This is a genomic window from Streptomyces sp. NPDC111744 (assembly GCF_055634995.1).
In genome coordinates this window covers 1-26,926 of sequence record NZ_JBVKCG010000009.1, presented here as the reverse complement: position 1 = coordinate 26,926, position 26,926 = coordinate 1, and the positions used below count along the sequence as shown (strand labels likewise).

General features: G+C 70.7%; 18 protein-coding genes and 1 pseudogene. 11 read left to right on the top strand and 8 right to left on the bottom strand.

Annotated features, from left to right (window positions below; translation table 11 throughout):
• Positions 1 to 13: 13 nt before the first annotated feature.
• From ACZ7OO_RS21245 to ACZ7OO_RS21220, 6 genes are all read right to left on the bottom strand, one after another.
• On the bottom strand, positions 14 to 1,198 hold the full coding sequence (locus ACZ7OO_RS21245) for a YncE family protein (RefSeq protein ID WP_471506530.1): 1,185 nt from the start codon (positions 1,196 to 1,198) through the stop codon (positions 14 to 16).
• Positions 1,198 to 2,004, bottom strand: a complete 807-nt coding sequence (locus ACZ7OO_RS21240; protein WP_471506528.1) for a polysaccharide deacetylase family protein — start codon at positions 2,002 to 2,004, stop codon at positions 1,198 to 1,200. Before ACZ7OO_RS21240 ends, ACZ7OO_RS21245 begins: the two co-directional genes overlap by 1 nt.
• 67 nt (positions 2,005 to 2,071) lie before the next feature.
• Positions 2,072 to 2,575 (bottom strand): ATP-binding protein, encoded by a 504-nt coding sequence (locus ACZ7OO_RS21235; RefSeq protein WP_471506526.1) that lies wholly within the window; start codon positions 2,573 to 2,575, stop codon positions 2,072 to 2,074.
• Positions 2,576 to 2,865: 290 nt separating this feature from the next.
• Positions 2,866 to 3,633 carry an enoyl-CoA hydratase/isomerase family protein gene (locus tag ACZ7OO_RS21230; protein ID WP_352219246.1) on the bottom strand — a complete coding sequence of 256 codons (768 nt, stop codon included), beginning with the start codon at positions 3,631 to 3,633 and terminating at the stop codon, positions 2,866 to 2,868.
• 41 nt (positions 3,634 to 3,674) lie between these two features.
• A complete protein-coding gene (locus ACZ7OO_RS21225; RefSeq protein ID WP_471506940.1) occupies positions 3,675 to 4,901 on the bottom strand; it encodes a L,D-transpeptidase in 1,227 nt (408 codons plus the stop codon).
• Between the two features lie 156 nt (positions 4,902 to 5,057).
• Positions 5,058 to 6,293, bottom strand: coding sequence for a L,D-transpeptidase (locus ACZ7OO_RS21220; RefSeq protein ID WP_471506524.1), 1,236 nt, complete (start codon positions 6,291 to 6,293; stop codon positions 5,058 to 5,060).
• Positions 6,294 to 6,535: 242 nt separating this feature from the next.
• Between ACZ7OO_RS21220 and glgX the strand changes: the two genes are divergently transcribed.
• Both glgX and ACZ7OO_RS21210 read left to right on the top strand, forming a co-directional pair.
• Positions 6,536 to 8,767 (top strand): glycogen debranching protein GlgX, encoded by a 2,232-nt coding sequence (gene glgX / locus ACZ7OO_RS21215; protein ID WP_471506522.1) that lies wholly within the window; start codon positions 6,536 to 6,538, stop codon positions 8,765 to 8,767.
• A 109-nt stretch (positions 8,768 to 8,876) separates the two neighbouring features.
• A complete protein-coding gene (locus tag ACZ7OO_RS21210; RefSeq protein ID WP_471506938.1) occupies positions 8,877 to 9,293 on the top strand; it encodes a hypothetical protein in 417 nt (138 codons plus the stop codon).
• Positions 9,294 to 9,488: 195 nt separating this feature from the next.
• Here ACZ7OO_RS21210 and ACZ7OO_RS21205 read toward each other — a convergent pair.
• A pseudogene (locus ACZ7OO_RS21205) lies at positions 9,489 to 9,677 on the bottom strand (hypothetical protein); the annotation flags it as partial.
• Between the two features lie 144 nt (positions 9,678 to 9,821).
• Between ACZ7OO_RS21205 and ACZ7OO_RS21200 the strand changes: the two are divergent.
• The 7 genes from ACZ7OO_RS21200 (at position 9,822) to ACZ7OO_RS21170 (ending at position 21,851) form a co-directional block, all read left to right on the top strand.
• A complete protein-coding gene (locus tag ACZ7OO_RS21200; RefSeq protein ID WP_471506520.1) occupies positions 9,822 to 11,603 on the top strand; it encodes an ABC transporter ATP-binding protein in 1,782 nt (593 codons plus the stop codon).
• Complete coding sequence (locus ACZ7OO_RS21195) at positions 11,600 to 13,468, top strand: ABC transporter ATP-binding protein (protein WP_471506518.1); 1,869 nt, start codon at positions 11,600 to 11,602, stop codon at positions 13,466 to 13,468. Before ACZ7OO_RS21200 ends, ACZ7OO_RS21195 begins: the two co-directional genes overlap by 4 nt.
• Before the next feature lie 17 nt (positions 13,469 to 13,485).
• The gene (locus ACZ7OO_RS21190) at positions 13,486 to 15,297 is read left to right on the top strand and encodes an ABC transporter transmembrane domain-containing protein (protein WP_471506516.1); all 1,812 of its coding nucleotides are present in this window, start codon (positions 13,486 to 13,488) and stop codon (positions 15,295 to 15,297) included.
• Positions 15,294 to 17,042, top strand: coding sequence for an ABC transporter ATP-binding protein (locus tag ACZ7OO_RS21185; protein ID WP_471506514.1), 1,749 nt, complete (start codon positions 15,294 to 15,296; stop codon positions 17,040 to 17,042). Before ACZ7OO_RS21190 ends, ACZ7OO_RS21185 begins: the two co-directional genes overlap by 4 nt.
• 290 nt (positions 17,043 to 17,332) lie before the next feature.
• Positions 17,333 to 19,366 (top strand): M4 family metallopeptidase, encoded by a 2,034-nt coding sequence (locus tag ACZ7OO_RS21180; RefSeq protein ID WP_471506512.1) that lies wholly within the window; start codon positions 17,333 to 17,335, stop codon positions 19,364 to 19,366.
• 253 nt (positions 19,367 to 19,619) lie between these two features.
• A complete protein-coding gene (locus ACZ7OO_RS21175) occupies positions 19,620 to 21,266 on the top strand; it encodes a M4 family metallopeptidase (RefSeq protein ID WP_471506510.1) in 1,647 nt (548 codons plus the stop codon).
• A 69-nt stretch (positions 21,267 to 21,335) separates the two neighbouring features.
• The gene (locus tag ACZ7OO_RS21170; RefSeq protein ID WP_471506508.1) at positions 21,336 to 21,851 is read left to right on the top strand and encodes a DUF1990 family protein; all 516 of its coding nucleotides are present in this window, start codon (positions 21,336 to 21,338) and stop codon (positions 21,849 to 21,851) included.
• Between the two features lie 68 nt (positions 21,852 to 21,919).
• On the opposite strand, the gene ACZ7OO_RS21165 is transcribed toward ACZ7OO_RS21170, so the two are convergent.
• Positions 21,920 to 24,544, bottom strand: a complete 2,625-nt coding sequence (locus ACZ7OO_RS21165; RefSeq protein WP_471506506.1) for a glycosyltransferase family 1 protein — start codon at positions 24,542 to 24,544, stop codon at positions 21,920 to 21,922.
• A gap of 191 nt (positions 24,545 to 24,735) precedes the next feature.
• On the opposite strand from ACZ7OO_RS21165, the gene ACZ7OO_RS21160 reads away from it, so the two are divergent.
• Positions 24,736 to 25,938, top strand: coding sequence for a S8 family peptidase (locus ACZ7OO_RS21160; RefSeq protein WP_471506504.1), 1,203 nt, complete (start codon positions 24,736 to 24,738; stop codon positions 25,936 to 25,938).
• Between the two features lie 266 nt (positions 25,939 to 26,204).
• On the top strand, positions 26,205 to 26,926 hold a 722-nt coding region (locus ACZ7OO_RS21155; RefSeq protein ID WP_471506502.1), incomplete at its 3' end, for a maltotransferase domain-containing protein.

Here is a 26,926-nt window from a genome sequence, read left to right as displayed (position 1 = left end):
CGCGGCGGCGCGGTCAGCGGAAGATGCCGGTGTGGCCGAGGGAGTAGCGGCCCGGCTGCGGATAGACGGCGAGGCCGTGCGGGCCGCTGCCGACGTGGATGCGGGCGAGTTCGGTGCCGGTGCGGGTGTCGATGGCGTACACCTCGGAGTTGTAACGTCCGGACAGCCAAAGGATCTTGCCGTCCGCCGACACCCCGCCCATGTCCGGGCTGCCGCCGCCCGGCAGCCGCCACTTCTCCGTCAGCCGGTTCTGGGCGAAGTCGAAGACGGAGATGGTGCCCTCGCCCCGGTTGGAGACGTACATCTCGCGGGAGTCCCGGCTGACGTACAGCCCGTGGGCGCCCTTGCCGGTGGCGAGGAAGGTGGGCTTGGTGAAGGTGTCGCCGTCCAGGATCCACAGCCCGTCGGCCATCATGTCGGCGATGTAGAACAGCTTGCCGTCGGGCGAGACCTTGACGTCCTGCGGCATGGCGCCGTGGAACGGCAGTTTCTCCTGCCGGAGCACCTCCATCTTCTCGGTGTCCACCTTGAGCACCTCCCCGCTGAACTCGCAGGAGACGATGAAGTACCGGCCGTCCAGGGAGAAGTCGGCGTGGTTGACGCCGTAGCAGCTGACCGGGACGGTCTTGACGGTCTTCATGGTGTGGGCGTCCCGGAACACCAACTGCCGGTCCGCGGAGGCCATCACGATGGCGTACCTGCCGTTGGGCGTGAAGTACAGGTTGTACGGGTCGTGCACGGCGACCGGCTTGCCGGCCCGGCCGGTCCTCGGGTCGATCGGGGTGAGGCTGTTGCCCAGGTCGTTGTTGACCCACAGGGTCTTCAGGTCCCAGGACGGCACGACGTGCTGGGGCTGGCGGCCGACCCGGATGGTGTCGGTCACCCTGTACGTCTTCGGGTCGATGACGGAGACGGTGTCGGAGTTGGTGTTGGGGACGTAGATCCGGGACGGGAAGTCCTTGACGACGGGCGAGAGGTTGCCGGGGCGGTCGGCGGAGTACACGTCGGTCGGGTCGAGGACCGGGGGCATTCCCGGCAGCACGTCGACGACCGGGTCCGCCTTCTTCGCCTGCGACTGCGTGGGAGCGGGGGTGCGGGCGGCCGGCGTCTCGGGGCCGCCGCTGCACGCGGGCAGCAGCGTCAGGACGGCGAGGACGGCGCCGACGGCCGGCAGCCGGGCGGCTTTCATGGTTCGCATCAGCTCAGCAGCTCCGTGGTGGTGACCGCGCGCAGTCCGCGGCGGTCGAGTTCTTGGAGTACGGCGGGAAGGGCGGCGACCGTGTCCGGGTACCCGAAGTGCATGCTCACCACCGAGCCGCCCTTGACCTCCGCGAGCACCTTGCGGGTGATGGCCGTCGCACCGGGCCGGGTGTAGTCGAGCGAGTCGACGTCGTACGACAGCACGTGCGGGTAGCCGGCTTCGGTCGCGAGCCGGGCGACGAGGGCTGATGCGGTGGGCGCCCTGGACGGGCGGAACCAGCTGCCGATCGACCCGGTGAGCCGCCTGAGGCGGTCCGCGCAGTCGGTGATCTCCTGGCGGGCGTCGGCCTCGGCCATGGCGTTGATGGAGATGTGCCGCTGGGTGTGGTTGCCGAGGTCGTGGCCGCCGTCGAGGATGCGGCGGGCCATGGCGGGGTGTGCGTCGAGCCAGCTGCCCACGGCCAGGACCGTGAGGTGGGCGCCGTGCTTCTCGGCGGTGGTGAGCAGCTGGGTGGCGATGGTGGGGTCGCCCTGGCCGTGGAAGGTGAGCGCGACGGATGTGCTCGCGCGGGGGCCGTGGGTGATCTGGAGTGGCTGTCGGGGGAAGGCGCGGGGAGTGGGGGCGACGGGGGTGGGGGTGGCCGAGGCGGAGGTGGCCGAGGTGGGCTTGGCCGTGGTGGGGTTGGCGGCAGGATGCGAGGGCGGCGCGTCTGTACCGGTGTTGCCGCAACCGGTGGCGAGCGCGCCTCCGGCGATGAGGCCGGCGCCTGCTCGGAGGACGTCGCGTCGGTTGGTGGTGGTCACCCGTCCTATTTAAGGGGCGCGGGGTAAGAAATCGGTTGATTGACCTGACAGGGGGCCAGCGAGCCCCTCATCGGTCAGCCACCCGCATCTCGAACCATGTCGTCTTGCCTCGCGGCAGCAAATCGACGCCCCACCGGTCCGACAGCTTGTCCACCAGGAACAGGCCCCGCCCGCTGATGTCCATGTCCTGAACCGGCATCAGACAGGGCAGCCCCCGCGAGGGATCCCGTACCTCCACCCGGATCCATCCCGGGCGGCGGCGCATCCGCAGTCCGAACACGCGGGCACCGGTGTGTCGTACGGCGTTGCCCACGAGTTCGGAGACCAGCAGGACCGCGTCCTCCGTCATCTTGGGGCTGAGCCGCCACTGACGCAGGACGACGACCTGGGCGAGCCGGCGGGCGGTGGCGGCGGACTCGGGGCGGGACGGCAGCGGAACCTCTGCTTCCGTCGGGTTGCCGAACAGCTCGATCGCCTTGAGTGCCCGCTCGTCCTCGACCGCAGGCGACCACCGCGCCGCGGCCGCACGGCTGTGTCCCCGCGGCTGTTCGATGCCCTCCAGCCCCGCCATGCCCCCATCATGGCCGCCCTGCGGGCCCTCCGGGGCCGTTCCGGAGGAATACGCCTCCGCGAGGACTCCGCCCGGCACCGGCCGAACGGCATATGCCATCGGCATTTCGGGGCCGCCGGCAGCCCGCCCGACCTGCGATGACGGCTCATCTCCTGGCAATCGACAGACTCCCTCGACAAGGCAGACTTAAGGGCGCCTTAAGGCTCCCATAAACCGCCCCATCGAGGGACCCGGGAATCAGACATCACGTCAATTGCAAGTGGTCCGGGGCTTTCACAACCAGGCGAAGGTCACAGGAACTTCGCCTTGCCCGGCCCCTCCTCCACGAAGCTCCGCATGCCGCGCTCGCGGTCCTCGGTCGCGAACAGCCCGGCGAACCAGTTCCGTTCGACGGCGAGCCCCGTCTCCAGGTCGGTCTCGACGCCGGTGTCGATCGCCTCCTTGGCGGCCCTGAGCGCGATCGCGGGCCCCTGGGCGAGCCTGGCCGCCCAGGCGTGCGCCTCCGTGTAGACGTCGGCGGCGGGGACGACCCGGTCGACCAGACCGATGGCGAGGGCTTCGTCCGCCTTGACCATACGGCCCGTGAAGATCAGGTCCTTGGCCTTGGAGGGCCCGACCAGACGGGGCAGCCGCTGGGTGCCCCCGGCCCCCGGGATGAGCCCCAGCTGAATCTCCGGCTGACCGAGCTTCGCGTTGTCGGCGGCGATCCGGTAGTCGGCACAGAGAGCGAGCTCGCAACCGCCGCCGAGGGCGTACCCCGTGACGGCGGCGACGACCGGCTTCGGAATCCGGGCGACGGCGGTGAAGGAGTCCTGGAGGCCACGGGAGCGCAGAATCATGGCGGCGTGGTCCATGTTCTGCATTTCCTTGATGTCGGCCCCGGCCGCGAAGACCTTCTCGCCGCCGTAGATCACGACAGCGCGGACGTCTTCGCGGCGGGTGGCCTCTTCCGCCAGTTCCCTGAGCCGGTCCTGGGTGGCGACGTCAAGGGCGTTCATCGGGGGCCGGTCGAGACGGAGGGTCCCGACGCCTTCGGCGACTTCGAGGGTCACAGTCATGCCCAGCAGGTTAACGCCGGTTCATCCGCGCCCCGGAAGGACTACTTGGTCCATTCCTTCCAGGACATGTTCCACCCGTTCAGACCGTTGTCCGGAGGGACCGTCGCGTCATGCGAGTTCTTCACGGTCACCACGTCCCCGATGATCGAGTGGTCGTAGAACCAGGCAGCCGGCAGCCCCCGGTCGCCCCCGCCCCGGATGTCCCGCAACCCCACGCAGCCATGGCTGGCGTTGTAGTTGCCGAAGGCGTCGCCACCCCAGTAGTTGCCGTGGATGAAGGTGCCGGACGTGGTCAGCCGCATCGCGTCCGGCACGTCCTTGATGTCGTACTCGCCGCCGTAGCCGACCGTCTCGCCGTTCATCCGGGTCACCCGCAGCTTCTCGCTGATGACCATCTGGCCGTTCCACGTGTCGTAGCCGGGCTTGCCGGTCGTGACGGCGAGGGTCTTCACGACCTTGCCGTCCTGCATGACCTTCATCGTGTGCTTCTTGGCGTCGACCACGGACACCTGGTTGCGGCCGATCGTGAACTTCACGGTCTTGGCCTGCTGGCCGTACACCCCGGCGCGGCCCTCGACGCCGTTGAGGTTGAGCGTGACGGAGACCTTCGTGCCGGACTTCCAGTAGTTCTCGGGGCGGAAGTCGAGGCGGTCGTTGCCGAACCAGTGGCCCTCGACGTCGACCGCCGGCTCGGTCTTGACGGTTATCGCCTTCTCGACGGCGGCCGGGTCGGTGATGCCCCGGGTGAAACGTATGGAGAACGGCATGCCGACGCCGACCGTGGAACCGTCCTCCGGTGTGAAGTAGCCGGTGAACGTGTTCTTCGGGGTGAGCGTGGTGAACGTGGAGTCCTCGGCCGACTCACGCCCCTCGGCGTCCTTCGCGACCGCGTGCACCGTGTACTTCGTGGAGTTGGCGAGGTGGGCCGCCGGCGTCCAGCTGGCGCCGTCCGCCGCGATCGCGCCGTCGACCTCGTTGCCCCTGGAGTCCTTGACCTGTACCTCGGTCAGTTTGCCCTTGGCCGCGCCGACCTTGAGCGCCCCCTTGGTGTCCACACCGGTCGCCCCGGACTTGGGGCTGATGGTCACGGTGGCGACGGACTGCTTGCTCGCCTGTGTCGTGGAGTCCTTCTGCTTGGTGTCCCCGCTCCCCTTGCCGGAGGAGCCGCCCCCGCACGCGGTGACGGCCATGAGCAGAACACCGGCCGCGACGGCCAGGCCCTTCCCGCGAGCCCGAACCGCCGTCCCCGATATCGGCCGTACGTCCAAAGTCCTTCTCCCCTCCCAGGGCCTGGTCAGGCCCACCCCGGGCGCGTCCCGATCGCGCATTGGCGCATAGTAACCGCAGGGTTTTGAGCTTGGTGTTGGGCGAATGTCACCGTTGCGTCGCAACTTCCCGCCCCACCGGCCCGGCCCCCCACCTGGTTACTTGACCGCGCCGCCCGCCTTCCACTCCTTCCACCCCATGTTCCATCCTCCGAGGCCATTGTCGGGAGCGACTGTTTTGTCGTTGCTGTGCACGACTTCGACCACGTCCCCGATCAGGCTGCGGTCGTAGAACCAGCCCGCGGGCGTGTCCGAGCTGCCGCCCTTCACATCGCGCAGGCCCACACACCCGTGGCTGACGTTGACGCGTCCGGGGGCGTCCGGCGCCCAGTAGTTGCCGTGCAGGAAGGTGCCGGAGTCGGTGAGTTTGAGGGCGTGCGGGACGTCGGGGATGTCGTACTCGCCGCCGAAGCCGACCGTGCGGCTGTTCATGCGAGTCACCTCGTGCATCTCCATCACCACCATCTTCCCGTTGTAGGTGGTGTGGGCGGGCGCGCCCGCGGTGATCGGGACGGTGGCGAGCAGGTCGCCGTCGCGGCGGACCTCCATCGTGTGCTCGGACGCGTCGACGAGGGAGACCTGGCTGCGGCCGACGGTGAAGGTGAACGTCTTGTGCTGGAGACCGTAGACCCCTCGGGCCCCTTCGACGTCGCGGAGTTCGAGGCCGACGGTGACGACGGTGCCGGGCTGCCAGTAGTGCTCGGGGCGGAAGTCGAGGCGGTTCTTGCCGAACCAGTGCGGGCGGACCTCGACCGCGGGCTTCGCGGTGACCTGGACGGCGCGTTCGACGGCGGCGCGGTTCTCGATCTCGCGACTGAAGGCGAGGGAGACGATCATCCCGGTGCCGACGGTGGCACGGTTCTCGGGGGTGACGTACCCGATGAAGCGTTCGTCGGGGACCAGGGTGGTGAAGGTGGTGTGGCGGGCGGAGCGGCGACCGTGGCCGTCCAGGGCGACCGCGTCGACCGTGTACTTGGCGGCGAGCGCGAGTTTCGGGTCGTCCGGCCGCCAGGTCATGCCGTCCGCGCCGATACGCCCGGGGACCGGGGAGTCCTGGGCGTCCTGGGACTTGACGACGCTGACGGACTCCAGACGGCCGCTGGGCACCCGTACCGTCAGCCGTTCGCCTGGGCGTACGGCCTTGGTGCCGTCGTCCGGGGAGATGCGGATGACGTCCTCGGGGGCCGGGGGCGCGCCCCCGAGGACGTGGTCGATGCCCAGCCCCTCCGTGTCGTCGGAGGAGCAGCCGACGGCTCCCGCCAGCAGCCCCGCCCATGTCAGTACCGCGGCCAACGCGGCCCCCGCGCGCCGTGCGCGCCCTTGTGCATGACTCACGTGGGACTCAACGAGCGGGTACGCCCCGGGGAAACGTGAGTGCGACGCCGGCACTGGGCAGAACAGAGGGAAGGACGACGAGCTGGGGAGCCGCCGCGCCCGTGCGAGAGCCGTCGCGGGCGTGCCGTAGCGAGCCGCCGACCGTGCCCGGGACCGGGAGTCCGGGCACGGTCGGCTGCCCGGACACGGGTGGGGTGCGCCCCGGGGGTCGGCGAGCCGCGGAACAAAAAAGGGGCCGACAGGTGACGAGCGCAGCCGAGCAGCAGGGAGCACGGGCGCGGGCCCCGAGGGCGGACGCCCCCGCGGTGAACGGGACGGCCCTGCCCGTCCCGGCGGCCTGGCCGGGGTCGTCGACTCCGCTGGGCGCCCGGTTCCGGGTCGGCCCGGACGGGGTGGCCGGCACCAACTTCGCCCTGTGGGCGGCCGGGGCCGAGGCGGTCCGGCTCTGTCTCTTCGACGAGCGGGGGCGGGAGACCAGGGTCCCGCTGACCGAACTGACGCACGAGATCTGGCACGGGTTCGTGCCGGGTGTGCTGCCGGGGCAGCGGTACGGCTACCGGGTCGACGGCCGCTGGGACCCGTGGACCGGTGCCCGCTGGAATCCGGCGAAGCTGCTGCTCGACCCGTACGCGCGTGCGGTGGACGGGGAGTTCGGCCTGCCGCCCGAGGTGTACGGGCATGTGCGGGACTGGCCGGACCAGCGGGTCGCCGACACCGTCCGCGACGACCGGGACTCGGCGCCGCACGTCCCGAAGGGCGTGGTCGTCCACGATGACGACGACTGGTCCGACGACCACCGCCCGAAGACCCCGTGGGCGGACTCCGTCATCTACGAGCTGCATGTGCGCGGCTTCACCAGACTGCACCCGGGCATACCCGGGGAACTCCGCGGCACCTACGCGGGGTTGGCCCACCCGGCCGCCGTCGAGCACCTCCTGAATCTCGGTGTCACGGCCGTGGAACTCCTGCCCGTCCACCAGTTCGCTCACGAGGACCACCTGTTGAAGCGGGGCCTCAAGAACTACTGGGGCTACAACTCCATCGGCTACTTCGCCCCGCACGCGGCCTACGCCGCCTCAGGTACGACGGGACAGCAGGTCGGCGAGTTCAAGCGGATGGTGCGCGCGCTGCACACGGCCGGGATCGAGGTCATCCTCGACGTGGTCTACAACCACACCGCCGAGGCGGGCGAGCTGGGGCCGACGCTGTCGTTGAAGGGCATCGACAACCGCGGCTACTACCGGCTCCAGGACGACGCCCGGCACTTCGCCGACTACACCGGCTGCGGCAACACCCTGCATGTGGTCCACCCGCATGTGCTGCGTCTGATCACGGACTCGCTGCGGTACTGGGTGACCGAGATGGGCGTGGACGGCTTCCGCTTCGACCTCGCGGCCGCGCTGGCCCGCTCGATGCACGACGTCGACATGCTCTCCCCCTTTCTCGCGGTCATCGCCCAGGACCCGGTGCTGCGCCGGGTGAAACTGATCGCCGAACCGTGGGACGTGGGCTCCGGCGGCTACCAGGTAGGCGCCTTCCCGCCCCTGTGGACGGAGTGGAACGACCGCTACCGGGACGCCGTCCGCGACTTCTGGCGCGGGGCCCTCCCGGACGTCCGTGACCTCGGCTACCGCCTCTCCGGCTCCAGCGACCTCTACGCCTGGGGCGGCCGCCGCCCCTACGCCTCCGTCAACTTCATCACCGCGCACGACGGTTACACCCTGCGCGACCTGGTGTCGTACCAGGCGAAGCACAACGAGGCCAACGGTGAGAACAACCGTGACGGCGCCGGCGACAACCGCTCCTGGAACTGCGGGGTGGAGGGCGAGACGGACGACGAGGGTGTACGGGCGCTGCGCAGGCGGCAGTTGCGTAATCTGCTGACGACCCTGCTGCTGTCGACGGGCGTTCCGATGCTGGTCGCCGGCGACGAGCTGGGCCGCACGCAGCGCGGCAACAACAACGCCTACTGCCAGGACAACGAGATCAGCTGGCTGGACTGGGGATTGCTGGAAGACCCGGCCTGGCGTCAGCTGTTCGACCTCACCTCCCGGCTCATCGCACTGCGCCACCGCCATCCGGTGCTGCGCCGCCGCTCCTTCTTCTCGGGCCGTGCCCACTCGGCGGACGGACTGCGCGACCTGGCCTGGTTCACGGCACACGGCGAGGAGATGACCGAGGGCGACTGGTACGCGCCCGCCGCCACTCTCGGTATGTATCTCTCCGGGCGGGACATCCCCGGCCGCGACGAACGCGGGGCGCCGGTCCTGGACGACAGCTTCCTGACCGTCCTGCACGCCGGCGACCGCCCGGCGGAGTTCCTGCTGCCGGGGCCGCCGTGGGCGGAGCGCTACGAGGTGCTCGTGGACACCTCACGGGAGGAGCAGGCGGAGGCACCGGGGGTGGTGCACGAGGCGGGGATGGCGATCACGGTGCCGGCGCGGGCGGTGCTGCTGCTGAGGGTGGTCGGCTAGGCCTTCGTGCGGATCACCGAGTCCTTGGCATGTGAGCGTGCGCATCGCGGGTTGCTCCCCCAACGGCCTCTGTAACCTGGCGTCGGCTGTTCCTCGGGGGGAGTTGACGTTGGAGAGCATGCTGTCCGTGGCCCTCGGGGCCGGTTTCGGGCTCATAGGTGTGGTGTTCGGTTCCTGGTTCACTGCGCGCCGACAGGACCGGATGTGGCTGCGCGAACAGAAGCTCAAAGCCGGGGTCGGCTTCAATACGTCTGTAGTCCAGCTACTCGACTACCTGAAGGAAACACAGCTGAGTGACGACGGTCCCGGAGCCAACGAGTTGGCGAACCGGATGCAGGAAGCGCGGTCAGCCCTCTACCTGCTGTGCGCCGGCGACACCGTCGACCTTGCCGATGCTCTCGCGCGTCGCGTCTGGAGCACCCGGCCCACCGACGGCAGGGACGACCGCCGGGCCGAGTTCCGGGAGACGTTGGACCTCCTGCGTCGCTTCACCCAGGAGCTCCGGCAGGAGATCGCCAGATCGTAGGGCTCAGTGGAATCACCGGGCGGGCCAGAGGAGGATGCCCGCGATGTGGAGTCCGGCCGGGTAGATGGTCTCGGTCTTCTCATAGCGAGTGGCGATGCCCGCCACTGCTTCAAGCGGAGAGCTTGCCGAACCAGGTGGCGAGCCTGGACGTCATCCCGAGACGCTCGGCGAGCAGCGCCCGGTCGAGTGGGTTCTCGTAGAAGTCTTGTCGGCGTCGTTCGGACCGGAGGTCCCGAAGATCTCGCACTCCTCGACGGCGAAACTCACCCCGCTGACGGCTGCCCGGCCGCCGTACGACTTGCGCATGTCTGTCACCGGGGCCCGGAGGATGCCCTGCCCTTCATAATCAGAGGGGGGAGCAGTCAATTCGATGACGGATGGCATAGGAAGTGGCATCAGCCGATCGGCTGATACGGCGAATCCGGTTGCACGACGGCTCGAACGTGCTGGTCGTAGGAGCACAGACGGATTCCGGTCCGGCCAAAACTCGGTAGGCGTTGTCAGTGCCGATCCGTAGGCTCGCTCCTGATGCCTCCGACACGTGCAACCACCAAGGACCGGTCCGCCGTCCGTACCCTGCTGCGACTGTGGCCGTACGTACGGCCGGTGCGGGCGCGGCTGTCCGTCGCCGCGTTCGTGGCCGTGATCGCCTCCTGTACGGGACTCGTCATCCCGCTCGTCCTCAAGTGGATGGTGGACGGTCCGGTGGCCGACCGGGACCCCGGCGGGGTCTGGCTCGGCGCGCTGTACCTGCTGCTGCTCGGGATCGCCGAAGCGCTGCTCTTCGGGCTGCGGCGCTGGCTGGTGGCCAGACCTCTCTCGCGCGTCGAGGCGGGCATGCGGGCGGACCTCTACGGCCATCTGCAGCGTCTGCCGGTCGCCTTCCACGACCGCTGGGCCTCCGGCCAGCTGCTCTCCCGGGCCACCACCGACCTGATGCTGCTCCGCATGTTCCTCGCCTTTCCGCTGACCTTCCTGCTGGTCAACGGGGTCACCATCCTCGTCGGCGTGGTCATCATGCTGCTCCAGGACTGGACGCTTGGCCTGGTCATCCTCGTCCCCACCATCCCCGTGATGGTGACGTGCGCGATCTTCGAGAAGCGGTACGCGGCGGTGGCCCGGCTCGCCCAGGACCAGGTGGGCGACCTGACGACGGTGGTCGAGGAGAGCGTGCTCGGCATCCGCATCATCAAGGGGTTCGGCCGGCACCGCAGTCAGGCGCGGGCGTTCCGCGACCTGGTGTGGACCCTGCGGGGCACAGAGCTGCGCAAGGCGCGGATGCTGGCGGCGATCTGGGGCGTCATCGTGACCCTCCCGGAGCTGGCCATCGGGGCGGCGCTGCTGTGGGGGTCGGTCCAGGTCGCGGAGGGCGAGCTGAGCGCGGGCACGCTGGTGGCGTTCCTGTCGACGGCCCTGGCGCTGCGCTGGCCGGTGGAGTCGATCGGCTTCCTGCTGGCGATGAGTCAGGAAGCGGCCACGGCCACCGAGCGGTACTTCGAGGTTCGGGACGCTGCACGGGAGGAGGGGGACGGGGACCGTCACCTGCCCGCAGCTACGTCAGCCGACAACGATGGCATCCGTTTCCACTCCGTCTCCTTCCGCTACCCGGACGCCTCCCCCGACTCACCCCCCACCCTCGCCCACATCGACCTCCACATCCGCCCCGGCGAGTCCATGGCCCTCGTCGGTGCCACCGGCAGCGGGAAGACCACCCTCACCGCTCTCGTCCCCCGCCTGCACGAGACGACCTCCGGGCGGATCACCCTCGACGGCCGGGACATCACCACCATGCCCCGCGAGGAACTCCGCGCCCTGGTCGCCGTGGCCTTCGAGGAACCCACCCTCTTCTCCGCCTCGGTCGGCGAGAACGTGCTGATGGGGGCCGAGGACGGCGCCGGCGAAGCGGAGCTGGACCGTGCCCTGGCCGTCGCCCAGGCGGACTTCGCGCACGCCCTCCCGCACGGCACCGCGACACAGGTCGGCGAGCAGGGCCTCAGCCTCTCCGGCGGCCAGCGCCAGCGCCTCGCGCTGGCGCGGGCGGTCGTCGGCCGGCCCCGCTTCCTGGTACTGGACGACCCGCTCTCCGCCCTGGACGTGCACACGGAGGCCGCCGTGGAGGCCGCCCTGCGCGACGTGCTCGCCGACACCACCGCCCTGATCGTCGCCCACCGCCCCTCCACCGTCCTGCTCGCCGACCGCGTCGCCCTGCTCTCCGAGGGCCGTGTCACCGCCGTCGGCACCCACCACGAACTGCTCCGCAGCAACGCCGAGTACGCCCGCCTGATGTCCGGGGAGGATCACCGCCGATGACCGCCGCCACCTCGCTGCCCGCCCCCGACGAGGACGACGAACTCCCCGGCCCCGCACCAGCCGAAGCCACCACCGGCGACCCCTTCGACCGGGACGTGCTGCCCGTCCCGCCCGGCGCCACGGCCACTCTCCTGCGCTCACTCCTCGCCCCCATGAAGGCGCGGGTCGCCGTGACCACGCTCCTGCTGCTGTTCCAGCAGGCGGCCGCGCAGGCGGGCCCGCTGCTGGTGGCCTACGCCATCGACCGTGCCGTACCGGCGTTCCGCCACCACGACCACGGCCCGCTGATCGCGGTGGCGGTCGGCTACGGCCTGAGCGCCCTGCTCTCCGGCGGCCTCCAGTACGCCTTCATCGAGGCCTCCGCGCGCGTGAACCAGGACGTCCTCCTCGACCTGCGCGGCCGTATCTTCCGCCACGCGCAGGCCCTGAGCATCGACTTCCACGAGCGGTACACGTCGGGCCGGCTGATCTCCCGCTCCACCACGGACGTCGAGTCGCTGCGCGAGCTGCTCAGCGAGGGCCTCCAGGAGCTGGTCACGGTCATCCTCTCCTTCGTCTACATCTCGGCGATGCTGCTCTGGCTGGACCTGGGCCTGGGCGCGGTGGCCGTGGCCTCGTTCGTGCCGCTGTACCTGCTGGTGCGGCTGTACCAGCGGCGGGCGGTACGGGTGTACAAGGCGCGGTCCACGGCGATCGCGGCGGTGATCGTGAAGTTCGTGGAGACGATGAACGGCATCCGCCCGGTGCGCGCGTTCCGCCGGGAGGCCGCCAACGACGCCGAGTTCGCCGTACTCAACCGCCGCCACGAACGCACCAACGGCGACGCGCTCCTCGAAATGGCGCGGTATGTGGTCGGCTCCCGGCTGGTCGCCAACACCTCGGTCGCGGTGATCGTGCTGTGGGGCGCCTACCGGGTGGCGTCCGGCTCGCTGGAGCTGGGCGTCCTGGCCGCGGCCGTCCTGTATCTGCGCCGACTTTACGACCCGATCGACCGGCTCGGCATGTTCCTCAACTCCTACCAGTCGGCGGCCGCCTCGCTGGAGAAGATCGCGGGCCTGCTGGCCCAGACCCCGTCCGTGCCGGAGCCCTCGGTCCCCAGGGAGCTGCCTCCGCTGGAGAGCGAACTTCCCGGCCGCGAGGTCGTCTTCGACGGCGTCCGCTTCGCCTACCGCACCGGCGGCGAGGTGCTGCCCCGTTTCGGCCTCACCCTTCCGGCCGGCCAGACGGTCGCGGTGGTCGGCTCCACCGGCGCCGGCAAGTCGACGCTGGCGAAGCTGCTCGCCCGCTTCTACGACCCGACCGAAGGACGGGTCCTCCTTGACGGCGTGGACCTGCGCGAACTGACCGTGCCCGAACTGCGGCGCGGGGTCGTGATGGTCACCCAGGAGGCGTTCCTGTTCTCCGGCACGGTCGCCGAGAACATCGCCATCGGCCGGCCGGCCGCCACCCGCGAGGAGATCGAGCAGGCGGCCAAGGCGATCGGCGCGCACGAGTTCATCGCGGCACTGCCCGACGGCTACGACACGGACGTCCGCAAGCGCGGCGGGCGCATTTCGGCGGGGCAGCGCCAACTGGTCGCGTTCGCACGCGCCTTGCTCGCCGACCCGTCGGTGCTGATCCTCGACGAAGCGACCAGTTCCCTGGACATCCCCGGCGAACGGGCCGTGCAGCGGGCCATGTCGACGGTACTGAAGGGCCGTACGGCCGTGGTGATCGCGCACCGGCTGTCCACCGTGGAGATCGCCGACCGGGTACTGGTGATGGAGCACGGCCGGATCGTCGAGGACGGCCACCCGGCCGAACTCATCGCGGGAACGGGCCGGTTCGCGGATCTGCACCGGGCATGGCGGGACAGTCTGGCGTAGGAGAACGGGGGCGCAGGGTGATCGACGCGTACGAGGATCCGGGCACGCCCGACACACGCGGCGGCTGGTACTACCTGTGGTGGCTGGTGCGCCGCCAGCCGGGCCGCTCGCTCGCCGGGGCGATGCTGGGCAGTGCCTGGCTGACGCTGATGGCCGGAACGCCGTACATGATGGCGCGGGCCGTCGACGACGGGCTGGTGCCGGGCCGCATGACGGTGCTGGCCGGATGGACGGCAGCGATCTTCGTCCTCGGGGCGGTCAACGCGTGGATCAGCATCATGCGCCACCGCACGATGACCCGGGTGCGCATGGACGCCTACTACCGCACGGTCAAGGTGGTCGTCGGGCACGCGGTACGGCTCGGTGCCGCGCTGCCCCGGCGGGTGGGAGCCGGTGAGGTCGTCACGATCGGCGTCGGTGACGTGCAGACCATCGCCCAGGCGCTGACCGTCGTCGGCCCCGGGGTGGGCGCGGTCGTGGTGTACGCGGTGGTGGCCGGCCTCCTGGTGCCGATCTCGCCCCTGCTGACCGGTGTGGTCCTGCTCGGGGTGCCGGTGGTGGCGTTGCTCGCGGGCCCGCTGGCCCGGCGGCTCCAGGGCAGGGAGAGCGAGTACCGGGAACGCCAGAGCGTCCTCACGGCCCGCATCGGCGACCTCGCGGGCGGCCTCCGCGTCCTCAACGGGCTGGGCGGCAAGGGCCTGTTCGCGGACGCCTACCGCAAGGACTCGCAGCATCTGCGCGCCCAGGGCTACCGGGTGGGCGCGGTCGCCAGCTGGGTCCAGGCGCTGGGCGTCGGCCTGCCCACGGTGTACCTGGCGGTGGTGACCTGGATCGCGGCCCGGATGGCCGCCCGCGGGGAGATCACGGTGGGTCAGCTTGTCTCGGTGTACGGCTATGTCGCCGTCCTGGTCGGCCCGGTGGCGTTCTTCCTGGACATGGGCTACCAGCTCAGCCGGGGCGTGGTGGCCGCACGCAGGGTGGTACGACTGCTGCACCTGGCCCCGGAGCCGGACGAGGGCACCCAACCGGCCCCCGCCGCCCCCGCCGTACTGCACGACCCGGAGTCGGGCGTACGGGTCCGCCCGGGCCGCCTGCACGCCCTGGTAGGCGCCAGCCCCACAGAAACAGCCACGGTGATCGACCGCTTGGGCCGCTACATCCGATCGAACGTGATCTGGGGAGAGACTCGACTGGACGCCGTCCCCCTACGGGAGGTCCGCTCCCGCGTCCTGGTGGCGGACAACGAGGCCGACTTCTTCGCAGGCCCCCTGGGCGATGCCATCGCCGGGAGCGCAGACGCGCCCCAAGGGGGCCCGGGGCGGTATCAAATGTGCGGCCACCGCCGCGTGGGCGCGACAAGCCCCCACGCACCCGCACCCGCCGCTCAACCTCCGGCCGCGCCCCCTCACGCGCACATCACCCAAGCCCTCCACGCAGCCGCGGCCACCGACATCCTCCAGGCCCTCCCGAACGGCCTCGGCTCCGAAATCACCGCCCAGGCCCGCAACCTCTCCGGCGGCCAACGCCAACGCATCCGCCTGGCCCGCGCCCTCCTCACCGACCCCGAGATCCTCCTCGCCGTAGAACCCACCTCCGCCCTGGACGCCCACACGGAGTCCCTCGTAGCGGAGCGCCTGCGCACCGCCCGCGCCGGCCGCACCACCCTCCTCACGACCACCTCCCCCCTGATGCTGGCCCGCGCCGACGAGGTGATCTACCTGGTCGACGGCAAGGTCGCGGCGACCGGCACCCACGAGGGTCTGCTGGAGGACGAGCCCGGCTACCGCGCCCTGGTGGCCCGGGACTCGGAGGAGGAGGTCATCCGGTGACGACGAGCACGAGCCAACTCCCCGTCGCAGGACGGGCCGACGTACGCCGGGCCCTGCTCCGCCTGGTGCGGGCCGACCGCGCGGCCTTCTCCGCCGCGCTGCTGCTGAACGCGCTCGCCGCCGGCACCGGCCTGGCCGGCCCGTGGCTGGTGGGCCGGATCGTGGACGAGGTGCGGGCCGGCCGGGGCGTCGGCGCCGTGGACCGCCTCGCCCTGTGGATCCTGGTCTGCTCCCTCGCCCAGCTGCTGCTAGCCCGCTCCGCCCGCTACGTCGGCCACCGCTTCGGCGAACGGACCCTGGCCCGGGTGCGCGAGGAGTTCGTGGACCGGGCGCTCGCGCTGCCCGCGTCGGTCGTGGAGCGCGCAGGCACCGGGGATCTGACCGCGCGCGGCACCTCCGACGTGAGCGCCGTCGGCACCACGCTGCGGGACATCGGACCCGATCTGCTGGTCAACACGGTGCAGGCGCTGTTCGTGATGAGCGCGGTGTTCGTACTGGATCCGCTGCTCGGTGTGTTCGGGATACTCGGGCTGACCCCGATCTGGATCGCCCTGCGCTGGTATCTGCGCCGGGCCCGGGACGGCTATCTCGCGGAGGGCTCGACGACTTCCGGGGTCGCGGAGATCGTCACGGCGACGGTGGCGGGCGCGCGCACGGTGGAGGCGTTCCGGCTCCAGGAACAGCGGATCGCGGCGAGCCGGGACGCGCTGGAGGCCAACCGGAAGACCCGTTTCTACACGCTGTATCTGCGGACCGTGTTCTTCCCGGCCGTCGAGGTGTCGTACTCCGTGCCGGTGGCCGGGGTGCTGCTGGTCGGCGGGCTGCTGCATGTCGGTATCGGCGTGGTGGTGTCGGCGGCGCTGTATCTGAAGCAGTTCACGGAACCGCTGGACCAGATCCTGATACGGGTGGAGCAACTCCAGTCGAGCAGTGCCTCGTTCGCCCGGGTGGAGGGGCTGGCGCAGGCGCCGCGGGCGGAGGCGGACGGCGGGGCGCCGACGCCGGCGGACGACCGGATCGATGTGCGTGGAGTGCGGTACGCCTATGAGCGCGGCGGCGAGGTGCTGCGCGGGGTGGATCTCACGGTGCGGCCCGGGGAGCGGCTCGCGGTGGTCGGGCCGTCCGGCGCCGGGAAGACGACGCTGAGCCGGCTGCTGGCGGGCGTCGACGCACCCGGGTCGGGCACGGTGACCGTGGGCGGGGTGCCGATCGCCGGGCTGGAACCGGAGCTGCTGCGCCGCCAGGTCGTCCTGGTCACCCAGGAACACCATGTCTTCCTCGGCACGGTCCGGGACAACCTGCTGATCGCCGAACCGGGCGCGGGCGACGCCGACCTGTGGACGGCTCTGACGGCCGTCGGCGCCGACGGCTGGGTCCGCGGCCTTCCCGACGGCCTAGACACCCCGCTGGGCGCGGGCGGTTGTGCCACGGACGGCTCGCAGGCGCAGCAACTCGCGCTCGCCCGGGTGGTGCTGGCGGACCCGCACACGCTGATCCTGGACGAGGCGACGGCGCTCCTCGACCCGGCGACCGCCCGGCATGCCGAGCGCGCCCTGGCCGCCGTACTGGAGGGCCGTACGGTCATCGCCATCGCCCACCGGCTGCACACCGCGCACGACGCCGACCGGGTGGCCGTGATGGAGGACGGCCTGCTCACCGAAGTCGGCACCCACGAGGAGCTGGTGTCGGCGGGCGGGGCGTACGCGGCGCTCTGGGCGACCTGGCACGGCGACAAGGCTCCCTGAGATCCGGTCACTTACCGAACGATCCGCATACCGAACATGAACATCCGGTCAACGAACCTTTTCCGGCCAAATTCCTGACGCGGTCCTGACAGACCGCGTTTTCTGGTGCCACTCTTCCCACGGCCGACCCCCAGCAACCCCACAGAATCACCCTGTCGCTGCCGGGTCCGGCACTGCACGCGTACATGGTTCCGCGTTCCGCCTGTTCCGCATGTTCTGCCCGGACGGCCCACCCGCCCTCCGGATCTCCCCTGGCCGTGTGACCCGCGGCCACGCAGAAGGAGTCAGTGTTGAGAAGCAGTTCCTCTCGCAGGCGCACCCCCCACCGCACCGCAGTAGTAGCCCTCGCAGGCGTCACCGCCCTGATCGCCGCGGCCGTCCAGTCGGGCGCGGCCAGTGCCACCCCGGCCGCGCCGCAGGCCGGCCGGGCCAACCCGGCCCACGTGGCCGTCAAGCTCTCGCCCTCGCAGCGCGCGGAGCTGCTGCGCGACGCGACCGCCGAGAAGGCCGCCACCGCCAAGGAGATAGGCCTCGGCGCGCAGGAGAAGCTGGTCGTCAAGGACGTCGTGAAGGACGCCGACGGCACGGTCCACACCCGCTACGAGCGCACCTACGCCGGTCTCCCGGTCCTCGGCGGCGACCTGATCGTCGACACCGCCAAGTCGGGCGCCCCCGAGCGCGTCATCAAGGCGAACAACGCAACGCTCAAGGTCGCCGACCTCAGCCCGGCCGTCAGCGCGGCGAGCGCCGAGAAGCAGGCCGTCTCCCGCGCCAAGGCCCTCGGCTCCACGAAGTCGGCCGCCGACGGCGCCCGCAAGGTCATCTGGGCCGGCTCCGGCACCCCCGTCCTCGCCTACGAGACGATCGTCGGCGGCTTCCAGGACGACGGCACCCCCAACCAGCTGCACGTCATCACCGACGCCGCCACCGGCAAGAAGCTCTTCGAGTACCAGGGCATCGAGAACGCCACCGGCACCGGCAACACCCAGTACAGCGGGACGGTCTCGCTGACGACGACCCAGTCGGGTTCGACGTACAACCTGACCGACGGCGACCGCGGCGGCCACAAGACGTACAACCTGAACCACGGCACCTCGGGCACCGGCACGCTGTTCTCGCAGTCGAGCAACACCTGGGGCAACGGCACCACGTCGAACGCCGCCACCGCGGGCGCCGACGCGCACTACGGGGCCGCGGAGACCTGGGACTTCTACAAGAACACCTTCGGCCGCAGCGGCATCAAGAACAACGGCGTCGGCGCCTACTCCCGCGTCCACTACGGCAACGCGTACGTGAACGCGTTCTGGGACGACAGCTGCTTCTGCATGACCTACGGCGACGGCTCCGGCAACGCGGACCCGCTGACCTCGCTCGACGTGGCCGGCCACGAGATGAGCCACGGTGTCACCTCGAACACCGCGGGTCTCAACTACAGCGGTGAGTCCGGCGGCCTGAACGAGGCCACCTCCGACATCATGGGCACGGGAGTCGAGTTCTACGCCAACAACTCCTCCGACGTCGGCGACTACCTCATCGGCGAGAAGATCAACATCAACGGCGACGGCACCCCGCTGCGCTACATGGACCAGCCGAGCAAGGACGGCGCGTCCAAGGACAGCTGGTACTCGGGGCTCGGCGGCCTCGACGTGCACTACTCGTCCGGCCCCGCGAACCACTTCTTCTACCTGCTGAGCGAGGGCAGCGGCGCCAAGGTCGTCAACGGCGTCAGCTACAACTCGCCGACGGCGGACGGCCTTCCGGTCACCGGCATCGGCCGGGACAAGGCGCTGCAGATCTGGTACCGCGCCCTCACCACCAAGTTCACCTCGACGACCAACTACGCCGCCGCCCGCACCGGCACCCTCGCGGCGGCGGGTGAGCTGTACGGCACCACGAGCACCGAGTACAAGGCGGTGCAGGACGCCTGGGCGGCTGTCGCGGTCGGCTCCCGCTCGGGCGGTGGCGGCGGTACGGGCACCTCGTACGAGAGCACCACAGCCGTGTCGATCCCGGACAACGGGCCGGCGGTCACCTCGTCGATCACGGTCTCCGGCCGGACCGGGAACGCGCCGACCAACCTCCAGGTGACGCCCAATATCAGCCACACCTGGCGCGGTGACCTGGTGGTCGACCTCGTCGGGCCGTCCGGGACGTCGTACCGCCTGAAGAACTTCAGCTCGTCCGACTCCGCGGACAACGTGACGGACACCTACACGGTGAACGCCTCGGCGGAATCGGCCAACGGGACCTGGCAGCTGAAGGTCCAGGACCAGGCCGCGCAGGACGTCGGGACGATCAACGGGTGGAAGCTGACCTTCCCGTAAACCGCAGGACACGGGCGTGAGCGACGGGCGCCGTCCGGGGGTTCGACTCCCTCGGGCGGCGCCCGGTTCACATGTCCGCAACATTCACCGAGCATCTGCTTTTCGGCCAACATCACTTCAGGGTCCTGACATGTACGCGACCTGGATGTCACTCTTCCCTCACCCGTCGCACAGCACAGCAACTTCACAACCCCACAGCCGGGTTCGGTAACCCCACACCGCCCCGGGCTCCCCACACCCTGAAGGAGCTTGAGTGAGCCCCCTCTACGCGCGTCACCAGCGCACCACTCTGGCCATCGCCACCGCTGTCGCCGCCGGCGCCCTGCTGACCACGGGTCTGACCGCCAACGCCTCCGCCGCCGACAAGCAGCCGTTGGCCGCCGCCCCCACCCTGCTCTCCAACTCGGCCCGCACCGCCCTCATCCAGAAGGCGCAGGCGGACGTCGCCGAGACCGCGCAGCAGATAGGCCTCGGCGCCAAGGAGAAGCTGGTCGTCAAGGACGTCGTGAAGGACGCCGACGGCACCGTCCACACGCGCTACGAGCGCACCTACGCCGGTCTCCCGGTCCTCGGCGGCGACCTGGTCGTGCACACCTCCAGGGCCGGCAAGACCGAGGGCGTCACCAAGGCGACGAGGACGGCCATCAAGGTGGCCTCCCTCAAGCCGCAGATCAGCACCGCCAAGGCCGAGAAGTCGGCGCTCAGCGCCGCCAAGACGCTGGGCTCCACCAAGTCCGCCGCGGACGGCGCCCGCAAGGTCATCTGGGCGGGCTCCGGCACCCCCGTCCTCGCCTACGAGACGATCGTCGGCGGCTTCCAGGACGACGGCACCCCCAACCAGCTGCACGTCATCACCGACGCCGCCACCGGCAAGAAGCTCTTCGAGTACCAGGGCATCGAGAACGCCACCGGCACCGGCAAGACGCTGTACTCGGGCACCGTCAGCCTCGACACCACCCTGTCGGGCTCGACGTACAACCTGACCGACGCCACGCGCGGCAGCCACAAGACGTACAACCTGGCGCACAAGACGTCCGGCACCGGCACCCTGTTCACCGACGCGGACAACGTCTGGGGCACCGGCGCCGCCTCCAGCTCCACCACCGACCAGACGGCGGCCGCCGACGCCGCCTACGGCGCGCAGGAGACCTGGGACTTCTACAAGAACACCTTCGGCCGCAGCGGCATCAAGAACAACGGCGTCGGCGCCTACTCCCGCGTCCACTACGGCAGCTCCTACGTCAACGCGTTCTGGGACGACAGCTGCTTCTGCATGACCTACGGCGACGGCTCCGGCAACACCCACCCGCTGACCTCGCTCGACGTGGCCGGCCACGAGATGAGCCACGGCGTCACCGCCAACACAGCGGGCCTGAACTACTCGGGCGAGTCCGGCGGCCTGAACGAGGCCACCTCGGACATCTTCGGCACGGGTGTGGAGTTCTACGCGGCCAACGCGTCCGACCCCGGCGACTACCTCATCGGCGAGAAGATCGACATCAACGGCGACGGCACCCCGCTGCGCTACATGGACCAGCCCAGCAAGGACGGCGGCTCCGCCAACTACTGGTCCTCCTCGGTCGGCAACCTCGACGTGCACTACTCGTCGGGCGTCGCGAACCACTTCTTCTACCTGCTGTCCGAGGGCAGCGGCGCGAAGACGATCAACGGTGTCTCGTACAACTCCCCCACCTACAACGGCTCCACGGTCACCGGCATCGGCCGCGCCAAGGCGCTGCAGATCTGGTACAAGGCGCTGACGACGTACTTCACGTCGACCACCAACTACAAGTCGGCACGCACCGGCACGCTCTCGGCGGCGGCCGCCCTGTACGGCTCCGGCAGCACCGAGTACAACGCGGTGGCGGCGGCCTGGACGGCGGTCAACGTCACCGGGTGACCCGGTAGCAGCGGTACGGGCGGACCCCGGGACGAAGGCATCCTCGGGGTCCGCCCTACGCTCTCTCCCATGTCCTTCACGTACGAGGCGGTCGGCGCGACCCGCGAGGATCTCGCCGCCTGCCCGCCCGGCTTCCACCCGCTCCATGTGCGCACGCGCATAGGCGAGGGCGCGGAGGTCTTCCACAGGGCCGCCGAAGCGGTCCTCACCTGGGAACTCCACCGCGCCCTGGGCGTGGGTATCGAGACCTCCGCCGACCGCGCGGCCCCCGGCGTGGACGTCACCGTCACGCTCGCCGGCCTCGTCAAGGCCCCCTGCCGGATCGTCTGGACGCAGGAGGAGTCCCGCCGGGCGGGCTGGGCCTACGGCACCCTCGCCGGCCATCCGGAGTGCGGCGAGGAGGCCTTCCTGGTCACCCGCACCGGCGACGGCACGGTCTGGCTGACGGTCGCGGCCTTCAGCAAGGCCGCCAAGTGGTACGCCCGCGCGGGCGGCCCGGCGACCCGGGGACTGCAGCACGCGTACGCCCGCCGCTGCGGGGCGGTACTGCGGAGGCTGTGCGCGCCGTACGACGACCAGGGCTGAGCGGCTACGTCACCGCCCCAACCGGGGCGGGGCAGCCGCGCGACCGCCCCGCCCCGGCGTCTCGCCGGCTACCGCATCAGCACCCCCGCCCCGTCCGCCGCCCCCTCCGAAGGAGCCGTCACCAGGCCCAGTTCCGCGCCGGAGGCCAGCAGGCGGTGGGCGGGGAGGATGCGGACCGTGTAGCCGTAGGGCCCCGTACGGTCCAGGGCCAGGGGGCCCTCGTAGGTCCAGTGGCCCTCCAGGTCCGGGCCTCCGGTCGGCTTCAGCGGCACCGTCGTCGCGTCCGTGATGCGGTCCTCGGAGTCGACCCGGCCGGAGACCGCCTGGACCTCGACGTCGTCGGGCCCGAGGTCGCCCAGGCGGACGCGGACGCGCAGGGCGAGGGTGGTGCCCAGTTCGGCGGTGGCCGTGGCCGCGGCGGTCGCCACATGGTCGACCGACACCCCGTGCCAGGCGGCCCGCACCCTGCCCTTCCAGGCTGACAGTTCGCGGGCCGTGTCGGCGCTCATCGAGCGATGGGCGTGCGCCGCGGGCGTGTAGAGCCGTTCGACGTACTCCCGGACCATACGGCCCGCCAGCACCTTCGGGCCCAGAAGGGTGAGCGTCTGGCGGACCATCTCGATCCAGCGGTCCGGGAACCCGCTCTGGCCGCGCTCGTAGAAGCGGGGGGTGACGCGCTGTTCGAGGAGGTCGTACAGCGCCGCCGCCTCGATGTCGTCGCGGCGCTCCGGGTCCGTACCCGCTCCGTCCGCCGTCGGGATCGCCCAGCCGAAGTCCGGCTGGAACCACTCGTCCCACCAGCCGTCCAGGACCGAGAGGTTGAGGCCGCCGTTCAGCGCCGACTTCATCCCGCTGGTCCCGCACGCCTCCAGCGGGCGCAGCGGGTTGTTCAGCCAGATGTCGCAGCCGGGCAGCAGCTTCTGCGCCATCGCCATGCCGTAGTCGGGGAGGAAGACGATGCGATGGCGGACGCGCGGATCGTCGGCGAACCGGACCAGCTCCTGGACCAGGCGCTTGCCGCCGTCGTCCGCCGGGTGCGCCTTTCCGGCCACCACGACCTGGATCGGCCGCTCCGAGTGCAGCAGCAGGTCCATCAGCCGGTCGCGGTCGCGCAGCATGAGCGTGAGCCGCTTGTACGACGGGACGCGCCGGGCGAAACCGATGGTCAGCACGTCGGGGTCGAGGGCGTGCTCGATCCAGCCCAGCTCGGCGGTCCCGGCACCCCGTTGCCGCCAGGAGGCGCGCAGCCGCTCCCGCACCTCAAGAACCAGCTGCTCCCGCAGATTCCGGCGCAGGTCCCAGATCTCCTGGTCGCTGACGTCGGCGACCGCGTCCCAGCGCTCGGTGCCACCGACGGTCAGTGCCTCCTCGGTGCGGCGGTCACCGAGCTGCCTCGCCCCCAGCCGCACCACCTCGGGCGCCACCCAGGTCGGGGCGTGCACCCCGTTCGTCACGGAGGTGATCGGCACCTCGTCGGGATCGAATCCCGGCCACAGCCCGGAGAACATCTCCCTGCTGACGTTGCCGTGCAGCAGCGAGACCCCGTTGGCGCGCTGGGCGAGCCGCAGCCCCATCACGGCCATGTTGAAGAGGTTGGGTTCGCCGCCGGGGTAGGTCTCCATCCCGAGGCGCAGGATGTGCTCCACCTCGATCCCGGGCAGTTCGGCGTCGGGGCCGAAGTGGTGGGCGACCAACTCACGGTCGAAGCGGTCGATACCGGCCGGGACGGGGGTGTGGGTGGTGAAGACGGTGCCGGCCCGCACCGCCTCCAGCGCGGAGTCGAAGTCCAGCCCCCGGGCACAGAGCTCGGCGATCCGCTCCAGGCCCAAAAAGCCCGCGTGGCCCTCGTTGGTGTGGAAGACCTCCGGCTCGGGGTGGCCGGTCAGCCGGCAGTACGTCCGTACGGCGCGCACACCCCCTATTCCCAGCAGCATCTCCTGGAGCAGCCGGTGCTCACTGCCGCCGCCGTAGAGCCGGTCGGTGACCCCGCGTTCGCCGAGGTCGTTCTCCTCCACGTCCGAGTCCAGCATCAGCAGCGGCACCCGGCCGACCTGGGCCAGCCAGATCCGGGCGCGCAGCAGCCGGCCGCCGGGCAGGGCGAGGGAGACATGCGCCGGGGTGCCGTCGGCGTCCTTCAGCGGCACCACGGGGAGTTCGTTCGGGTCGAGGACGGGATAGTGCTCCTGCTGCCAGCCGTCCCGGGACAGGGTCTGCCGGAAGTACCCGTGCCGGTACAGGAGGCCGACGCCGATCAGCGGTACGCCGAGGTCACTGGCCGACTTGAGGTGGTCGCCGGCCAGGATGCCGAGGCCGCCGGAGTACTGCGGCAGGGCGGCCGTGATGCCGAACTCGGGCGAGAAGTAGGCGACGGCCGCCGGGAGTTCGGCGGCCTGCGGCTGGGACTGGTACCAGCGGTCGCCGGTCATGTAGTCGTTGAGGTCGTCGGCGGCCGCCGTCAGCCGGCGCAGGAACCGGCGGTCACCGGCCAGCTCGGCGAGCCGCGCCGGCGGCACACTGCCCAGCAGCCGCACCGGATCGCCCTCCGAGGCGGCCCAGCGCTCGGGGTCGACGGACTGGAAGAGGTCACGTGTCTCGGTGTGCCAGGACCAGCGCAGATTTCGGGCCAGGTCGCTGAGGGGACGGAGGGGGTCGGGGAGAACGGGACGGACGGTGAACCGACGGATCGCCTTCACATTCCACTCCACGCGTTCGTGGTGAGAGCCGTACGGCGGTGTGCGGCTCGGCGTCCCTCAGACGGTACCGGTGTCGAGGGGGCCGTTGCGGGAGCTCCGGCCCAGACCCCGGGATACGTCACGCCTCCTTGTGGGACCCGGTCCCGCACGAGACGCTGCCCCCCTGAGCTGAGGAGGGGGAACTCACAGCCATGTCACGGACGATCACCCGGTGTCCGCGTCTGGTGGGGGGCTTGACCGCGGTCGTCACGGCCGCAGTGCTGTCGTCGGCCACCCTGCCCGCGCACGCCGTACCGGAGGGGACCGTACTCGGCGCCGGCCGACCGGGCTCGGTCGGTGGAAGCTATCTGGTGACCTTGAAAGAGGGGATCAAGGGGGCGTCGGCGGCCGGGAAGGGCGTCGCCACCCGCTATGGGGCGAAAATAAGCCATACTTACGGCAGTGTGCTGAACGGATACGCCGTCCAGGCAAGCGCCGGCCAGGCCCGGCGGCTCGCCGCGGACTCGCGGGTCGCCTCCGTCGTCCAGGACAGCCGGGTGCGGCTCGACCGCACCCAGACGAACCCGCCGTCCTGGGGCCTGGACCGCGTCGACCAGGCGGGTCTGCCGCTCGACAGGGCGTACACCTGGCCGCAGTCGGGGGGCGCGGGTGTCACCGTCTACGTGATCGACACCGGCATCCGGATCAGCAACCGCGACTTCGGCGGCCGAGCGAGCTACGGCTGGGACTTCGTCGGGAACGACAGATCCGCCGGCGACGGCAACGGGCACGGGACACATGTCGCCGGCACCATCGCCGGGACCCGGTACGGCGTCGCCAAGAAGGCGAAGGTCGTCTCCGTACGCGTCATGGACAACACGGGGTCGGGCACGACAGCCCAGGTCATCGCCGGTATCGACTGGGTCACCACACACGCCCGCAAGCCGGCGGTCGCCAACCTCAGTCTGGGCGGTTCACGCAACGCCCAACTCGACACCGCGGTACGGAACTCGATCACGTCCGGGGTGACCTACACGGTCGCGGCCGGCAACGGCGGCCTCCCGGCCGCCCGCTCCTCACCGGCCGACGTACCGCAGGCCCTCACCGTCGGCGCCACCGACCGGACCGACACCCGCGCGGGGTTCTCCAACTTCGGTTCCGCCGTCGACCTGTTCGCCCCGGGCGTGGCGATCACCTCGGACTCGTACCGGAGCGACACCGGTACGGCCACCTACTCCGGTACGTCGATGGCATCACCGCATGTGGCGGGCGCCGCCGCGCTCTATCTCGCCGGTCACCCGAAGGCCGCCCCGGCCCAGGTCGCCAGGGCCCTGATTGCGGGGGCGGCGAGCGGGAAGGTGTCCAGTGCGGGGCCCGGGTCACCCAACCGACTCCTCCGGGTGCCGAAATCGTAAAGCGTTTTCTCCCATGCGAACACGCCAACCGGCCCCGTTCGTACAGAACGGGGCCGGTTGTGTGCGTAGACATACGGCCGAGTAGTTAACAAAGTGCCGGATTGCCCACCCGAATAGGGTGGGAAGGCTCCTCCGGTACACCCCATGGACACAACGCTGATACCCCGCACAGGTAGACCCTCAAGTACACCCTCGGATACAGCCGCAGGACCCACCTCCCCACCACCCATCCGCCCACACCCACGTCGCCGCGGACAGGAGCGGTCATGCCCGCCACGCACCAGTCGTCAGCACCTCCGACACAGCGCACCTCACCCGGCGCCACACCCCCCGCGGACGAGGCCACCGCCGTCGGCCGCATACCCGTCCTCGACGTCCGTCCCCTGGTCCAGCAGGGGCGCCGGCCCGCCAAAGCGGTGACCGGGGAGTCGTTCGAGGTCACCGCCACCGTCTTCCGCGAGGGCCATGACGCCGTGGCCGCCAATGTCGTACTGAAGGACCCCAAGGGCCGTCCGGGCCCCTGGACCCCGATGCGGGAGCTGGTACGTGGCACCGACCGCTGGGGCGCCACCGTCACCGTCGACGGGAAACCGGGCCGTTGGACCTATCAGGTCGAGGCCTGGGGAGATCCGGTCACCACCTGGCGCCACCACGCCCAGATCAAGATCCCGGCGGCGATCGACACCGGTCTGGTCCTGGAGGAGGGCGCGCGGCTCTACGAACGGGCCGCCGCCGGTGTCCCGAAGTCCAGAAAGCGGGAGGTCCTGCTGGCCGCCGCGGCCGCCCTGCGCGACGAGGAACGGCCCGCCCCCTGGCGCCTGGCCGCCGCCCTCACGCCCGAGGTGGACAAGGTCCTGGCCCGGTATCCGCTGCGGGAGTTGGTGACCGCGTCCGAGCCGCTGCCGCTGCTCGTCGAGCGCGAGCGGGCCCTTTTCGGCTCCTGGTACGAGTTCTTCCCGCGCTCCGAGGGGACCGAGGACCGGCCGCA

Coding starts and splice junctions, on each gene's coding strand:
- ACZ7OO_RS21245 (WP_471506530.1), bottom strand. CDS start 1,198: ATGCGAACCATGAAAGCCGCCCGGCTGCCGGCCGTCGGCGCCGTCCTC.
- ACZ7OO_RS21235 (WP_471506526.1), bottom strand. CDS start 2,575: ATGGCGGGGCTGGAGGGCATCGAACAGCCGCGGGGACACAGCCGTGCG.
- ACZ7OO_RS21230 (WP_352219246.1), bottom strand. CDS start 3,633: ATGACTGTGACCCTCGAAGTCGCCGAAGGCGTCGGGACCCTCCGTCTC.
- ACZ7OO_RS21200 (WP_471506520.1), top strand. CDS start 9,822: ATGCCTCCGACACGTGCAACCACCAAGGACCGGTCCGCCGTCCGTACC.
- ACZ7OO_RS21195 (WP_471506518.1), top strand. CDS start 11,600: ATGACCGCCGCCACCTCGCTGCCCGCCCCCGACGAGGACGACGAACTC.
- ACZ7OO_RS21170 (WP_471506508.1), top strand. CDS start 21,336: ATGTCCTTCACGTACGAGGCGGTCGGCGCGACCCGCGAGGATCTCGCC.
- ACZ7OO_RS21160 (WP_471506504.1), top strand. CDS start 24,736: ATGTCACGGACGATCACCCGGTGTCCGCGTCTGGTGGGGGGCTTGACC.